Origin of the sequence: Rheinheimera pacifica (assembly GCF_024809855.1) — a bacterium.
GTDB lineage: Bacteria > Pseudomonadota > Gammaproteobacteria > Enterobacterales > Alteromonadaceae > Alishewanella > Alishewanella pacifica_A.
On record NZ_JANUEM010000002.1, the window covers coordinates 223,053 to 238,507 of the forward strand.

Sequence of the window (15,455 nt, forward strand, 5' to 3'; positions counted from 1 at the left end):
ATTAACCACCGTTGCTGCTAACATTACGCTGCGCTGCCTGGGCACCAAAACCGCCACGGCGCGCCATAGCTGCTGGTTTAGGTTGTACCGCAGATGGCCGTATGTTTGTGGTACCGCTCTGGCTGGCAACTGCAGTATTGGTTGCAGTACGAAAAGTGCTGCGGTCATCGCGAGATTTATACAGTGGCTGGTTTGGCACCGCTGAGCGGTTGGCCGCGGCTGTCTGCTGCTGCGGTGCGCTGGCCATGCCTCCGCGGTTTAACATTTGCCCGGCCATAAAACCCATCATCATTGGCATAAAAAAGCCGCTGCTTTGCTGGCTTTGTTGTGTTTGCTCTGCTGGCACAGTGTTGTTTGCTGCCAGTACCGGTGCAGTTTCGCACTGGCCGGTGCCAAAATCGGTTTCGCATTCCTGCCGGCTGGCGTAGCGCGGTGCCACCTGCGGGTGCAAAGCTTTGGCATCGTCAAAGGCGGCTTTACATTCTGCCGGTGGGTTATAGTAAGCGGCGCATTCATCCGGCGAGTTAAATACCTGTACCTCAACCGGTTTTTCACCACAGCCTGCCAGCACCATGCCTGCGGCAGGTACCATCATGATCAGGCGGGCGGTTTTGCTGCGTTTAAATGTTTTGGTTGTCGTCATAATGCGCTCCTTAATAACTCATACAGGCGGCGTTTAGCATACCAACACTGACAGAACTGCAAGCTGAGAAAATGCCAGCGGCCAGCTCACCCTGGGTAATACGCTGCGGCAGTTTTTTTAGCACAGCAGTGCTGATAAAAAAGGTCAGAACCTGTACCAGCAAGGCTACGCCACCCCAGATAGCGCAATCGAGTAATGACATCGAGTGTGTAATGGCGCTGGACAATGGCAAGGCAAAACCAATTAATGCCCCACCAAAGGCAATTGCTGCAGCCGGGTTGTTGGCCCGGATTAAACCGAACTCGTCGTGTGGTGTTACCAGAGTATATAAACGTACAAATAATAGTATCAACAGTGCTGCCAGGGCGAAGTAAGCAGCAAAAGCCGGTAAACCGTTAAGGGATGTCAGAGCCGTATCCAGCATAAAAAGTCCTTAGATAAATAGAGTTGTGCCGATCCTGCGGAAAATAACGCCGCAGTTCAAGTTAAATTGGTCTTTAACGGCTGGTTATTTATCGCAGCAGGCATTCTGCTTAACCTGTATTGGCTGGACAGTGCTAATCATACTTCTACACTGGCCTGCGTTAAAGCAATAACAATGTTAATAACCAGGAACCACTCATGAGAAAAATCACAACAGTTGCGCTGAGCATTGCGCTGGCGCTGGGCGTGGCATCGTGCTCGAACAGCAATGTAACAACTGACAATAATAGCGTAGTACAAACTCAAACCGGCCTGAGCTCAGGTATTGAGCTGGCGAATATGAACCCCGGTGTCGCGCCACAGCAAGACTTCTTCCATTATGTAAATGGCAGTTGGATGGAAAAAACCGAGATTCCGGCAGATAAAGCCCGCTGGGGTAGTTTTGATGAATTGCGCGAAAACGCCGAAAAACAAGTTCTGGCGATAGTGCAGCAGCTGGCCACTGAACAGCAAACCAAAGGCTCTGATGAGCAAAAAATTGCCGATTTATACAAATCTTTCCTCGATGCAGAATTAGCCGAAGTACTGGGGTTAAATCCGCTTCGGCCTGAACTGGCGCAAATTGACAATATTAAATCGCACCAGGACTTAACAGCTCTGTGGGGAGAATGGCAGCGTTACCGTGTTGGCACACCTGTGGCGCTGTTTGTCGGCCAGGATCAAAAGCAATCTGATCAGTATATTACCGGCGCGTCGCAGGCGGGTTTGGGCTTACCGGATCGTGATTACTACTTAAAAGAGGATGAGCGGTCGGCCGAATTGCTGGGCCAGTATCAGGCTTTTATTGCCAAACTGTGGACCCTGGCCGGTATGGATAACGCTGAACAAGCGGCAGCTGATATTGTCGCGCTGGAAAAGCAAATTGCAACTGCCCAGTGGAGCCGGGTACAAAACCGTGACCGCAACGCCACTTATAACAAGCTAACTATTGCTGAGTTAACAAAACTGGCGCCGGGCTTTAACTGGCAGGCGTTTGTAACTGCAGCGGGGCTTGGCAACATTAACGAATTGGTGATACGCCAGCCCAGCTATTTTACTGAGTTTGCCAAACTGCAGGCTAATACACCGGTAGCGCAGTGGCAGCAGTATCTGAAGTTTCATTTAATCCGCAGCAACGCCAGTAACCTTAGCAGCGCCTTTGCTGATGCCAGCTTTGATTTTTACGGCAAAACCTTAAACGGCCTGCAAGAGCAACGTAGCCGCGAGAAGCGTGCAGTTAGCCTGGTAGACAGCAACCTGGGTTTTATGGTCGGTAAAAAATACGTAGAGCAACATTTTAAGCCTGAAGCCAAAGCCCGTATGGATCAGATGATTGAAAACCTGCGCCTGGCGTTTCGCCAGTCAATTGACGAGCTGGAGTGGATGAGCCCGGTAACAAAAAAACAGGCACAAATTAAGCTGGCCAAATTTAACACCAAAATTGGTTACCCGGATAAATGGCGTGATTACAGCTGTGTAGAAATTAGCCCTACTGACTTAGTTGGCAACCTGCGCCGCAGTGCTGAGTGTGAATATCTGCGAACTATCGGGCGTTTAGGCAAACCGGTAGATCGCAGCGAATGGGGCATGACACCGCAAACGGTAAATGCCTATTACAGCTCTACTATGAACGAAATTGTGTTTCCTGCTGCTATTTTACAGCCGCCGTTTTTTAACGTAGATGCAGATGATGCAGTAAACTACGGTGCTATTGGTGGTGTTATCGGCCATGAATTTACCCACGGTTTTGACGATCAGGGCCGCCGCTCAGACGGCGATGGCAACCTGCGTGACTGGTGGACAGAACAAGACGCGGCCCAGTTTCAAAGCCGTGCACAGCTGATGATTGATCAATACAGCAGCTTTAACCCGATAGACGATTTACACCTGCAGGGCGCTTTAGGTTTAGGCGAAAATATCGCTGACTTAGGCGGTTTAACCGTGTCGTATAAAGCGTACCAAAACTCACTGCAAGGGCAACCTGGCGCGGTAATTGATGGCTTTACGCCAGAGCAACGCTTTTTTATGGGCTGGGGCCAGGTATGGCGGATTAAATTCCGCGATGAGGCCCTGCGCCAGCAAGTGATCACCGGGCCACACTCACCGGGCATGTACCGCGTGTTAGGTACCTTGTCGAATATGCCGCAGTTTTACCAGGCTTATGATGTAAAACCGGGTGATGGCATGTACCGTGACGACAAAGTACGGGTAAAGATCTGGTAAATTAAGCGGTTAAATAAGTAGTTCAGAAATCGGTGCTAAGTCTGATGCCGGCCAGTTTAACTGGCCGGCATTTTTTTGCGCCTTAAGTTTGCCTGATTGCCAGAAACACGGATAGCAGCAGAACTATCTGATAACTATGGTTTTGATAACAGATATTTAAATGTGATATATATGTGATAAATTTTTCGAGTGATTGGATAAAAGTTTGTTTAGTGTTAGTAGTTAGGTGCCTAATGGCAAGCTTCACTAACTGATTATTTAAGAAAGGAAGATTGTTATGAAACTAGAGTTAAATAAAAAGCAACTGGTAAACTTATCGCAAGATGCTCAGGTTCTGCCCAATGAACTCACCCCTCAGGTTGGTGGTGGTGTTAATACTCAAGGATGTCCCGAACCGTCCTATAATTATCCTAATCAACCTGGCTGTGGAGTCTCTGATCCGTCGGGCTTTACACATATGTGTTGCCTTGTTCCCTGAAAAATACTGCTAAACGCGACAGAAGTATGACTATAGCTTTCGTTTATGATGCAAATTAAAGGAATATAAAATGAAACTTGAATTAAACAAAAAACAACTCGTGAACTTATCGCAAGATGCTGAAGTTCTGCCAAATGAACTTACTCCTCAGGTTGGTGGCGGCGCAGTAACGGAGTGGTGCCCAGAGCCATCTGTGGATAGCCCAAACAGACCTGGCTGTCCAATTTCTGATCCAACAGGTTTTACACGTCCTTGCTGTCAAATTCCTTAATCTGACACTTTTTACCTCTACAGGCAGGGTAAGCAACTCTCTGCCTTTTTACCAAAAACTTTTCAGATAGTGGTATTTATGAAGCCACACATTGACTAAAGAAACATTTAAGGAAAATGATGCAACAAAGCAGTGTGACTGATGAAGCAGAGAGTATTGTCAGGGAACTGATCAACGAAATACAAAATATACCGGAAAAAGCCTTCAGTTCTGGCCTGTTAACTGGGCTTAGCGGGCATCTGTTATTTTTATGGCATGCAGGCAAGTTCTTGCCGGAGCAGGTATCTGAACCGTTATTTAATAAGCGTCTGTCGGAAATGGAAACGGTTGATCATACCAGGCCTTTTGGCATGTCTTTTGGTCTTGGTATAACCGGCATTGCCTGGTTATATGAAACCTTTTTGCAGGAGCAGGCAGACAGCTATCAGCCAGAGTTTAATCAGAACACTGATATTCTTGTACAACAGTATCTACAACAGGTTTCAGATAGCACCGATATCGAATATGTACTTGGAGTGAGTGGTATTGCAGTATACCTGGCACGAAGAAATCGTTGCCAGCAAGCGCTGGGTTCTAGTGAATTACTGATCTCAGTTTTGCAGAGGCAAGCGCATTTCCTGGATGAATCATCTTGTGCCTGGAACACGCCTCCGTCTTCAATCTATCGTTTCAATAAAGATAATAACAACCCTGAGTTTAACCTGGGATTAGCTCATGGTGTTCCGGCTGTATTGGCCGCTTTAATTGCTTTACATGACGGATTAACCGGGCAAAAAGAAAAAGCAAGGCAACTTTTGAATGCAGGCTGTAATTGGCTATTGAAACAACGTCAGGATCCAGAAAAATATGGTTGTTACTTTGGTAATGTTGCAGAGCAAGCATCAACATCCCGGTTGGGGTGGTGTTACGGAGATCTGGCAATTGCGCTGACATTATTTCGTGCAGGGAAATTACTGCAAAGAGATGACCTTATTGGTGCCGCGACTGAAATTTGCCTGCATGCCAGCCACAGAACATACAAACAAAGTTTCGTTCAGGACGCGGCTATCTGTCACGGTATAGCTGGTTTAGCACTTAGCTTTCGCCTGTTATCGGAATATTGTCCAGACCCTCAGATAAAACTGGCTGAGCAATTCTGGCATAACGAACTCTTAGCGTTATATCGAACTCAGGGCTTGAAAGGTTTTTATCGGTTTGGGGAAGAGGAAGGACAACCCACTTATCTGGAGGATACCTCTTTATTGAATGGTTATTCCGGAATAGGTTTGTATTTACTGACTGCTCTGGGACAAAAAGCTGATTGGACAGAAGCCCTACTGCTGCAATAAATAAAAATAATAGAAATACAGGTGTTTAATGGCCAGTACTGCGAAATTAGAAGCCAATTTTTTTGTTCTCCGTGTTCCGCGACTTAGCTGCAGAATAGTCAAAGAGCTCCCTGCTTCAGAAGCTGCACTGCGGGATTATTTGTCCGGGTGGCTGGCATCACCCGGAGTAAAAGAAGCACTTTATCTGGCAAGTCCGTCACTGCTGGAGCGTTTAGCACTCTGGCATGCTAAACCCGACAGTAAATCAGGTATGAAAGTCACTTATGCTTTGCTTAAATACCTTATACGCATGGGGAGCAGAGCAACGCCTTTTGGTTTATTTGCCGGGGTAGCTACAGGCAATTTTGCTGAAAACATCAGGCTTAAGCCTGCCCCTCTGACCGCTGAGCAACGTAAGACCCGGCTGGACATGTTTTATTTGGGAACTATCCAACAGGATTTGGCACAGAACCCGGCTGAAATAGCACTGTGTTCTTATAAGCCGAACGCAACACTTTATTTGCTGGGCCACACCTATCACTATATCGAACCTTATCAGTCTGCAGATAAACGTCAGTACCGGCTTAGTGCGGTTGAACAGGATGAGTATCTTGATACTGTGCTGAAGCTGGCCGCAAAAGGGGAAAAGAAAGCGCTGTTAGTGCAGAAGTTTTCGGAACAGTATCCGGAAGCAGCTATCCCGGATATCGAACATTACCTTCAGCAACTTTTGCAGGAACAAGTGCTTATTCCTGAGCTTAAACTACCTCTTACGTCTGGTAATACTGGGGAATCATTTGTTACCTCTCTGAAACAGGCCGGAGCACAGCAAACAGCACAGGCGCTGGAGAAAATACTGGCAGATCTGCAAAGCTATGATCGACTCAACGCCTGCACACCCGATGCATACCGGGCGATGTATCAGACACTGCAGGAGCTGCCTTATAAAGTCTCAGAAAATAAACTGTTTCAGAGTGATACCTGGCGAACAATGGCGTACGCTGATATTGACACTTCTCTTGTAAACACCTTACAGCAAACAATTCTGGCTTTAAAAACTACAGCATCTGAAAAGAAAGGGCATTTTGATGCTTTTATCCGGCAATTTAATCAACGGTATGAAGGTCAGTTTGTGCCACTGTTGCAGGTATTAGATGACGAAGCCGGGATTTCTTTTTCGTCGGATACAGGCTATGAATCACCTTTGCTTGCCGGTTTGAATATTACTGTGTCACTTGGCACAGACAAGAGTAATCAAGTCAGTAAGCTTGAGCAGCTTTTGTTACGGGAAATGCCATTTAAAAACAATATTTCAACTTTGCAGCTGAAATCAGAGGCTCTACTAAAAGACCGTGATAAAAGCATAATATTCAAACAACTCCCTGCCTCATTCGCAATGAATGTTTCGCTGTATCAGGATGAAAATAACCAGCTATTAGTTCATCTGCATGGTTTGTCCGGACCATCTGGCGCAAATATGCTGGGGCGTTTTTGCCACCTTGATGAACAGTTACTCAGCAGCGTAAGGCAATACCTGAAGCGAGAAGAAAGCTTGTCACCGGGTGCCATATTTGCCGAAGTAGTGCATATGCCGGATGGTCGCCCGGGTAATGTTATTGCAAGGCCATCATTGCGAGACTATGAAATTGTATTTCTGGCTGATACTACTTTGGATGAAAACAAACAGATTGCTGTCAGCGATCTGTTTGTATTTATCGAAGGTGGCCAGGTAAAGCTGTGGTCTAAAAGGCTTAATAAGCAGGTGGTTCCCCGCCTGACATCTGCACATAATTACTCATCCCACGCTCTTGGTGTTTACCGCTTTCTCTGTATGCTTCAGCACCAACAAGCTGAATTACCTCATTTTGTTATGCCGGCATCCTTCAACCAGATGGAGTATGTGCCCCGCGTACAAATTGACAACGTTATCCTGCATGAAACTCACTGGCGGGTTAAACGCGATATGCTGGCGGCGTTAGTACAGCATGAAGAATGGCAGGCTGAAGCGTGGGACCAGTTGTGTGACAGATATCAAATTAAACGTTATGTCTGTTATGCCGTTGCAGACAATGTGCTTACTTTAGATTTACACAATCCGTTTATGGTTAATCTGCTGTTGGCGGAAACTCAGCACCAAAGGTATGTGTTGTTAAAGGAGTCGCTGGTCATGCAATATCAGAGCTATGTCAGCAATGACGAAGGCTCATTTGCTCATGAGATTATTGTGCCGCTAGTTAATAATGCCGCAGTTGCAGAACAGGTACTACACCAGAACCCACAAGTACAACTTAACTCCACAATTGTGCGTCGTTTTCAGCCTGGTTCAAAGTGGCTGAGTATTAAACTATATGCTGCTAACAGCACTGCTGAACAAATGCTGCTGGAAGATATCAAACCATTAATTGAAAAGATGCGCTTACAACAAAGCTTTGAGCAGTGGTTTTTTATACGTTATGCGGATCCTGACTGGCATATTCGCCTGCGGTTTTATGGTAATCCTGAACAACTCTACAGCCAGCTACTGCCTCAGCTGCAACAATGTCTGTCCGGATGGTTAAGCTGTAATAAATTGCATCGGCTGGAGCTGTTTACTTATGAGCGGGAGGTTGAGCGCTATGGTGGTGAGCAAGGTATTGTATTTGCAGAACATATTTTTATGGCAGACAGCGATATTATATTACAGGGGCTTGAATTAATCTCTGAGTATGGTGAATCTGTAAGATGGCGTCTGGCATTGCAGTTGTCTGATGCACTACAAGAGGGGTTTGGTTACAGTCTTCCTGAAAAACTAACGCTTATCAGCGAACTAAGGCATAAGTTTGGACAGGAGTTTCAGGAACATACTTATTTACGCAATCAATTAGGGAAAAAATACCGTGAGCAAGCACACTATATCAGGCAAGATTTCGCTGCTAATCAGCCTGGCAGCAATCACACCCAACTGACAAAACAGTTATCAGAACTGCGTCAACGTTACATACAGACGCTCAAGCCTGTTGCAGAGCAAATAAAACAACTGCAACACACTGGTAGCCTTACCTGTAGCCTCAACACACTACTGGCGTCTTTGCTGCATATGTTAAACAACCGTGTTTTCAAAGCTTATGGCCGAGAGCAGGAGTTTGTTGTTTACGATTTCCTAAGAAAGCATTATCTTTCAGAGAGCTCTAAAGACAAATAAATCACATTTGAGCTCATATTCCGGGTCCATGCCATAGATGAAATCACTTTTCCGTCAGCAGGTTTTAGATGCCAGACAGTCCCGCCTTCAGGGGGAGGTCAATTTAACCCAACCTCCAACGTTTACGTTACTTGCGGCGTTAATCAGCTTTATTTTGATTATTAGCCTGCTGTTTTTGATAACCGGTAGTTATAAACGAAAAGAAGTGGTTTTTGGCATATTACAGCCTGAACAGGGAATTATACGGGTACAAACCAACCAGCCTGGTACTGTGCAACAATTTCTTATTACAGAAGGTGAGCGGGTTGAAGCCGGGCAAGCCTTGCTGCAACTGACGATGAGCCATTATTCAGCAGCGCAGACTGAGCTAAATGCAGCATTAGGCAAAGAATTGGGTATTATACTAACCAACCTGCAGCGGCAGAAATTACAGGAGGAACAGAAGTATCAGCTGCGCTTAAAAGAAACCGCAGCACGGGTAGACAACCTGAAGAAACAGCAGGAACAATTACAAACGCAATATGCGACCTTTCAGAAGCGGCTGGAGTTAAATGATTATCTGGTCAGCCAGATCTCCCAGCTTTCCGGCACAGGGTATATCTCCAATATTGAGTTGAGCCGGCAGCAAGATACTCTGTTGTCGTTGCAGCAGCAGGAACAGGCGTTAGTTAATCAGCAATTGGTGTTAGAAGAGCAACTGCAACAGCAGCTTAGCGAACAGCAACAGCAGCCGTTAGATTTTAACGCATCCCAGAGCCAACTGGACAATCAGATTGCTGATCTGCGTAATCAACTTACGCGCCTGCAACATGAGCAGTCGACATTAATTACAGCACCTGTAGCCGGAACGGTAACCGGTATTCTGATAAAGCCGGGCCAACATCTTGCTGCGGGCAGCGTGGCATTGAGCATTTTACCCGATGATACGCAACTGGAAGCCGTTGTTTATGTGCCGACCCGTGCAATTGCATTTATTGAAAGCGGGCAACAAGCCCGTATTCGTTTTCATGCCTTTCCTTATGAGCGCTTTGGAGTGCACGAAGGCACAGTACTGGAAATTAGCCGCACTGTGATTATGCCGGATGAGGTACCGGCATTGGTTCTGGAAGAGCCTGCGTACCGGGTGCGCATAGGTTTGCAGCAACAGTTTATTTATGCTTACAACCGTGAACTATCCCTGCGGGCTGGCATGGCTTTAGATGCTGATATCGTTACGGAACAACGCAGCCTTATACGTTGGTTATTTGATCCTATTTTCAGCCTGAAAGGACGTTTGTAATGCAGGCAGCTATACAGAAGTTAACATTTTGGCATAAAAACTCATTACCCGTAATGTATCAGACAGAAGCGGCTGAATGTGGTCTTGTTTGTATGGCCATGGTGGCCGGATATCATGGGTATCACACCAGTTTAAATGAGCTCAGACACAAGTTTTCGTTGTCTATCGAGGGTTGCACCCTGCTGGACCTGATGAATTTTGCTGAAAGGCTGGAGCTTTCAGCAAGGCCGTTACGCATAGAAATGGAGGGGGTGGCGGCATTAAAAACACCATGCATCCTACATTGGGATCTAAACCATTTCGTTGTGTTAAAGAAAGTCAGCGGTGATATGTGCTATATACATGATCCGGCAAGCGGTTCCTGTAAGATGCCTATGTCGGAAGTGGCAAAGCATTTTACCGGTATTGCGCTTGAGTTGATCCCTACTAATAACTTTTCTTTGAAAGAAGGCCAGTCCAGGCTTGGTTTATCTAACTTTTGGTCAAAAATTACCGGTCTTAAACGCTCATTAACGCTGTTATTTGTGTTTTCTATTTTATTACAGGTATTCACCTTAATCGCCCCCTACTATATGCAACTGGTTATTGATGATGTCATCCTTACCCGTGATACAAGCTTATTGCTGGTGCTGGCGATTGGTTTTAGTATGGTGTTGCTATTTGAAATAGCCACAACTATTGCCCGCAGTTTTGTACTGTTGCATTTTGGCAGCCAGCTTAGCATACAGATGGCTGGCAACCTGTTTCATCATCTTATTCGTTTGCCACTAAATTATTTTGAAAAGCGGCATATGGGGGACGTTGTTTCCCGCTTTGGCTCACTGCAACAAGTGCGGGAGCTATTAACGACAGGCGTTATTGAAACACTAATCGACGGCTTGATGGCCTCTGCAATTCTGGTAGTGATCCTGATTTACAGTCCTTCGCTTACCGCTGTGGTGGTGGTGGCGGTGCTCTTGTATGCGTTGTTCCGGCTGGCTATGTACCGCTCATTGCGTATGGTATCCGAGCAGGAGATATTGGCCCGGGCTAACGAGCAGTCGAACTTTATGGAAACCGTCAGGGCAATGCAGACTATTAAGCTATTTGGCTCTGAAGCCAAACGTGAAGGGCTCTGGCAAAACCACTATATTAACTTCACCAATAAATCTATTAATCTTGGCATTTTTAATATTTCTTATCAGGCTGTAAATCGCCTGTTGTTTGGGCTGGAAAATATTCTGGTAGTTTATCTGGCTGCCCGTTTAGTCATTGCTGGCGGGTTTAGTACCGGTATGTTATTTGCTTTTATGGCATATAAAACCCAGTTTATGGATCGCATGGCCCGGCTGATAGATAAGTTGATTCAGTTCCGTATGCTAAGCCTGCACTTTGAGCGTATTGGTGATATAGCGATGTCTGCCAAAGAGCAGCTTCATCCGCCACAGGAAAGACAGCATCAGATCGGGGGGCAGATAGAGTTAAAAAACATCTCATTTTCCTACAGCGACGTTACCCGCCCTGTATTGCAAAATACTGATATCAGTATAAAGTCAGGCGAGTCGGTAGCTCTGGTTGGCCCGTCCGGCTGTGGCAAAACAACCCTGATGAAGGTCATGCTGGGTTTACTGCAACCCGCCAGCGGTAGTATTCAGATTGATGGCGTTGCGCTGGAGCACATGGGGATAAGCAATTATCGGCGGCAGATAGCTGCTGTCATGCAGGATGATCAGCTGCTGTCTGGCAGTATTCGTGACAACATAGGTTTTTTTGAAGACAACATCGACATGGCTTGGGTAGAAACATGTGCGAAAATGGCAGCTGTGCATAATGACATCATGCAAATGCCAATGGGTTATAACAGCTTGATTGGAGATATGGGCTCTGCGTTATCCGGAGGGCAGAAGCAGCGCATACTACTTGCCAGAGCGTTATACCGGAAACCCCGTATTCTATTTCTGGATGAGGCAACCAGCCATCTTGATACCAAAACTGAATCTTATGTCAGCAAAGCCATTCAACAACTGAATATTACACGGGTTGTTATTGCACACCGGCCAGAAACCATTGCTTCAGTTGACAGAGTCATTCAGTTGGCTGTTAAAGACAATACCTAAGAAGAGTGAGCCTGGCTTTTACAGCCAGGCTCATATAGCTGATCAACATTTAGTTAAAAACGATAGTTCAAGCCTACTGTCATCAGCGATACGTCAGACTCATAAAAGCCTTCGTCGTCATCTTCCAGTTTTGGCAATACATTGTACTCGGCTACTAAGCTTAAGCGTTCTGTCAGGTTAAATGCAGCACCTGCACCATAAACCAGGCCTTTTTCGGTGCTCTTTTCAGAGCCACTGGCACCTAATACATCGTAAGCGAAGGCATAACGGGTTTCACCATAACCGGCAATGCCGAAGATAGAGAAACGCTCACCCAACGGGATACTGCCGCGGGCTACTAATGCCATATGGCGATCTATTTCAAAGCGGGCAGAATCGTCGCCGTCGAATATATCTTCATCTTCAACACCTACGGCATAGCGTGCTTCCAATGCCAGAAAGCTGGTTAGCTGGTAACCGGCATTAACACCGGCCACACCAAATTTTAAATCGGTATCCGCTATGTCAGATTCCAGTTCAACCTTGTGCTGGCCATAATGACCACCAACATAAAAACCGCTGTCCTGAGCTTGTGCATAACCTGCCACGGCAAGAAAAGAACCGGCAACAACGGTGGTAGGGATTAGCTTCAACATAATGATTCCTCATATTGGATTGCTTAAATCAAGAACAGGTATAGCAAAACCCGGATGAATCAATAATTAATGAAGTGTAAAGCTATGCGCCGGAAAACCGCGTTCAGGTTTTCCGGCTTTGTAAAGGTACTATTGTCTGGCGCTTCTTATATCAGCGATCAGTTCCAGCACATCCGGGCGCTGCAAAATGACGTCGATATTCTCTGTCAGGCGGCGGCGCCAGTTTGGGTATTCGTTGCTGGTGCCCGGAATATTCACCGGTGTTGCCATTAACAACAGGTCTTCCAACTGAAAAGCGAATAAGCGGGCAGGCTGCTGCGCGGTAAATAAATGGCTGGCGCGGATTAACTGCTTGTAGTCGCCATCCTGCAGTTGCAGGCGCTGGCTCATCAGTTGCTTTTCATCTGTACGCAGTTGATACAGGCTGTCTGCTACCTGGGCATTGGGGAATAAATCAAGTTCGTGCCGCAGCTCCAGATCATGCTGTTGCCAGTAACCGACCAGTGTTGGCATATCATGGGTGGTTACGGTTGCCAGTGCCAGTTCCGGATAGGTTTGGGCGGCGTGATCGTAGCTGCCGGGCTTTTGCTCAAGCATAAATACCCGGTACGACAATACCTGATACTGCGCCAGTAAGTGGCTGATTTCAACCGGTACAGTGCCTAAATCTTCGCCTATTACCACGCAGCTGTTGCGCTGGCTTTCCAGTGCCAGAATGGCAAATAAGTCGGCCGCAGGAAAGCGGATATAAGCTCCGGCTGTGGCGTCTGCACCTAGCGGACAACACCATAAGCGTAACAACGCCATGACGTGATCCAGCCGCAGCGCACCGGCGAAGCGCATATTGGCTTGCAGCAATGCAATAAAAGGCTGATAGGCTTTCTGCCGTAAGGTTTGTGGGTTGTAGGCTAATAAACCCCAGTTCTGGCCTTTGGGCGCCATAATATCCGCCGGTGCACCTACGCTTAAATCCAGCAGGTAATCTTCCGGTGCGCCCCAGCTTTCTGCACTGCTGCGGCTGGTGCCAACGGCAACATCGCAATACAGGCCAATCGCCATACCATGCTGCTGACACAGTTGTTTAACGTCAGCGAGTTGCAACTGAGCCTGCCATTGCAAATACAGTTGCTGGTTTATGGCATCGCTGTTTGCGCTGGCAAATTCTGCTACCGCGCTGTTATGCGGGTTGCGTAATGGCTGCGGAAAGTTTTGCCAGGCTGCCATATCCCAGCTTTGCCGGAATAGTTGCCCTTGCAGTACCTGATGAATAGCCAACTGCTGCAGGCTGTCGCCGGCATCCTGCACAAATTGCCGGAATTGTGCGGCGCGAGGGGTATTTTTTGCCAGATGTTGTTGTTTAAAGTGCTGAAATAGCAAGCTGGCTACCTGCTTCTTGGCTGCTGCCACACCGGTATAGTCTACGTAAGTTTGTGCACGTAAATGTTGTAGCTGCTGCTGAAAGCTTTCAGAACTAACCAGTTGCTGAGCGGCCAGACAATCGCTGAAATCTGCTGTTTTCTCCAGTGCAACATAATCCGTATTTAACCATAAGCGGCTGTTCGGGCTGTAGGGGCTGCAATCCTGCGGCAGTTCCGGGTACAGGGCGTGTAGCGGGTTTAAACCAATAAAGTCAACACCTTGTGCGGCAAGTGGTGCAATCATCTGCTGTAAATCAGCAAAATCACCTATGCCCCAGTTCCGCGCAGATTTAACCGCATATAACTGAATAGCCGGGCCAAAGGTTTTATGCAGCACAGCTTTGTCATGTAACTGAAAACAGCGCTGCGGTGTAATAATCAGCTGCTGGTTATAGTGCTGCCGGTTATTGCTTAGCGTTAACTGGTGATAACCCAGCGGTAAGCTGATATCTAAAACCAGTTCGGCGGCCAGCACTTCGCCCTGGCGGGTTTGTCTGCGTTTGCTGATATCTTTTGCCGCAATAGTCAGGTTACCGCTAAGCTGCTGTTGTTCTTCGGTATGAATGTGCCATTGCCAGTCGCTGACGGCATTTTGTTGTAACTGCTGTACACGGATACGCAGCGGCTCACCTTGCTGGCACACGGTAACGGGGGCGATAACTTCAAGCCAGGGTTGCTCGCTTAGCTCAACGATCTTGTCCTGTATAACATCAGCAGATGTTAAGTCATAGCCCATGGCCTCTAATATCGCCTGTTGCTTATCCAGGCTGATAACTTCTGTATGGCCCTGTGCGTGTACGTAGCTGTCCTGCAAACCTACCAGTGCGGCAAGTTGCTTAATTAATTCCATAATTCACCTGTAACCCCGGCTGATTCAGTCCGGATAAATAACTACGTCTGCTTGCAGCGGGGTGCCGGCGCTGGCGGAATGCACCCGGTGAACAACCCTGCCAGCATTTAAACGCCTTCTGAAAGCTGCTTTGTTCTTCAAACCCAAGCTGATAAGCAATTTGCTGCAGGCTCAGGCTGGCATCCTGTAAATACTGTTGCGCCAGTTGATGCCTGCACTGGCTTACCAGTTCGCGAAAGCTGGTATCTGCCTGTTGCAGGGCGCGTTGTAATGTACGGCAGCTCATATTTAATTTACTGGCTGCTCCCGTTAACCGGGGCGCCTGAGGCAATTGCTGCAGTATAAACTGGCGCAGTTGCGTTAATACCGGTTGTGGCTGTGTACTCTGGCTGCTATCAAATGCTGCCAGGCTGGATCCCGTCAGAATATTACTTGTCATATTTTGCTCCGCTCTGGCAGCAAAGCAAGATCCACAAGTTTGCTACGCTCTGCCATATGGTGGTGCAAGCATAAATCAGGGTTGTGTATTTATTAAACCTGCTGCATACGTATGCATTGAAAATATCATGTAACTAAGCTGCTCCCGGGGCGCTACCGGTAGCTATATCTCTG

At 47.0% G+C, this 15,455-nt stretch carries 12 protein-coding genes; 7 read left to right on the forward strand and 5 right to left on the reverse strand.

Annotation, left to right across the window (positions count from 1 at the left end; genetic code table 11):
* Nucleotide 1: 1 nt before the first annotated feature.
* Together M2404_RS03940 and M2404_RS03945 are read right to left on the reverse strand one after the other, a co-directional pair.
* A complete protein-coding gene (locus tag M2404_RS03940) occupies nucleotides 2–643 on the reverse strand; it encodes a DUF1190 domain-containing protein (protein WP_259238425.1) in 642 nt (213 codons plus the stop codon).
* A 10-nt stretch (nucleotides 644–653) separates the two neighbouring features.
* Nucleotides 654–1,067, reverse strand: a complete 414-nt coding sequence (locus M2404_RS03945) for a DUF350 domain-containing protein (RefSeq protein WP_259238426.1) — start codon at nucleotides 1,065–1,067, stop codon at nucleotides 654–656.
* A 197-nt stretch (nucleotides 1,068–1,264) separates the two neighbouring features.
* On the opposite strand from M2404_RS03945, the gene M2404_RS03950 reads away from it, so the two are divergent.
* The 7 genes from M2404_RS03950 to M2404_RS03980 all read left to right on the forward strand — a co-directional run bounded on the left by M2404_RS03950 (nucleotide 1,265) and on the right by M2404_RS03980 (nucleotide 11,940).
* A complete protein-coding gene (locus M2404_RS03950; protein WP_259238427.1) occupies nucleotides 1,265–3,328 on the forward strand; it encodes a M13 family metallopeptidase in 2,064 nt (687 codons plus the stop codon).
* 277 nt (nucleotides 3,329–3,605) lie between these two features.
* A complete protein-coding gene (locus M2404_RS03955; protein ID WP_259238428.1) occupies nucleotides 3,606–3,806 on the forward strand; it encodes a hypothetical protein in 201 nt (66 codons plus the stop codon).
* Between the two features lie 70 nt (nucleotides 3,807–3,876).
* Nucleotides 3,877–4,077, forward strand: coding sequence for a hypothetical protein (locus tag M2404_RS03960; RefSeq protein ID WP_259238429.1), 201 nt, complete (start codon nucleotides 3,877–3,879; stop codon nucleotides 4,075–4,077).
* Between the two features lie 116 nt (nucleotides 4,078–4,193).
* Nucleotides 4,194–5,405, forward strand: coding sequence for a lanthionine synthetase C family protein (locus M2404_RS03965; protein ID WP_259238430.1), 1,212 nt, complete (start codon nucleotides 4,194–4,196; stop codon nucleotides 5,403–5,405).
* Nucleotides 5,406–5,544: 139 nt separating this feature from the next.
* A complete protein-coding gene (locus M2404_RS03970) occupies nucleotides 5,545–8,565 on the forward strand; it encodes a lantibiotic dehydratase (protein ID WP_259238431.1) in 3,021 nt (1,006 codons plus the stop codon).
* A 37-nt stretch (nucleotides 8,566–8,602) separates the two neighbouring features.
* Entirely contained in the window at nucleotides 8,603–9,844 is a 1,242-nt protein-coding gene (locus M2404_RS03975; protein WP_259238432.1) for an HlyD family secretion protein, read from the forward strand.
* A complete protein-coding gene (locus M2404_RS03980; RefSeq protein WP_259238433.1) occupies nucleotides 9,844–11,940 on the forward strand; it encodes a peptidase domain-containing ABC transporter in 2,097 nt (698 codons plus the stop codon). The genes M2404_RS03975 and M2404_RS03980 overlap by 1 nt, the downstream gene beginning before the upstream one ends.
* A 53-nt stretch (nucleotides 11,941–11,993) precedes the next feature.
* Here M2404_RS03980 and M2404_RS03985 read toward each other — a convergent pair whose 3' ends face one another.
* The 3 genes from M2404_RS03985 to M2404_RS03995 all read right to left on the reverse strand — a co-directional run bounded on the left by M2404_RS03985 (nucleotide 11,994) and on the right by M2404_RS03995 (nucleotide 15,282).
* Entirely contained in the window at nucleotides 11,994–12,575 is a 582-nt protein-coding gene (locus M2404_RS03985) for a porin family protein (protein WP_259238434.1), read from the reverse strand.
* 129 nt (nucleotides 12,576–12,704) lie between these two features.
* The gene (gene malQ / locus M2404_RS03990; protein WP_259238435.1) at nucleotides 12,705–14,843 is read right to left on the reverse strand and encodes a 4-alpha-glucanotransferase; all 2,139 of its coding nucleotides are present in this window, start codon (nucleotides 14,841–14,843) and stop codon (nucleotides 12,705–12,707) included.
* The gene (locus tag M2404_RS03995) at nucleotides 14,830–15,282 is read right to left on the reverse strand and encodes a helix-turn-helix domain-containing protein (RefSeq protein WP_259238436.1); all 453 of its coding nucleotides are present in this window, start codon (nucleotides 15,280–15,282) and stop codon (nucleotides 14,830–14,832) included. The genes malQ and M2404_RS03995 overlap by 14 nt, the downstream gene beginning before the upstream one ends.
* Between the last annotated feature and the right edge of the window lie 173 nt (nucleotides 15,283–15,455).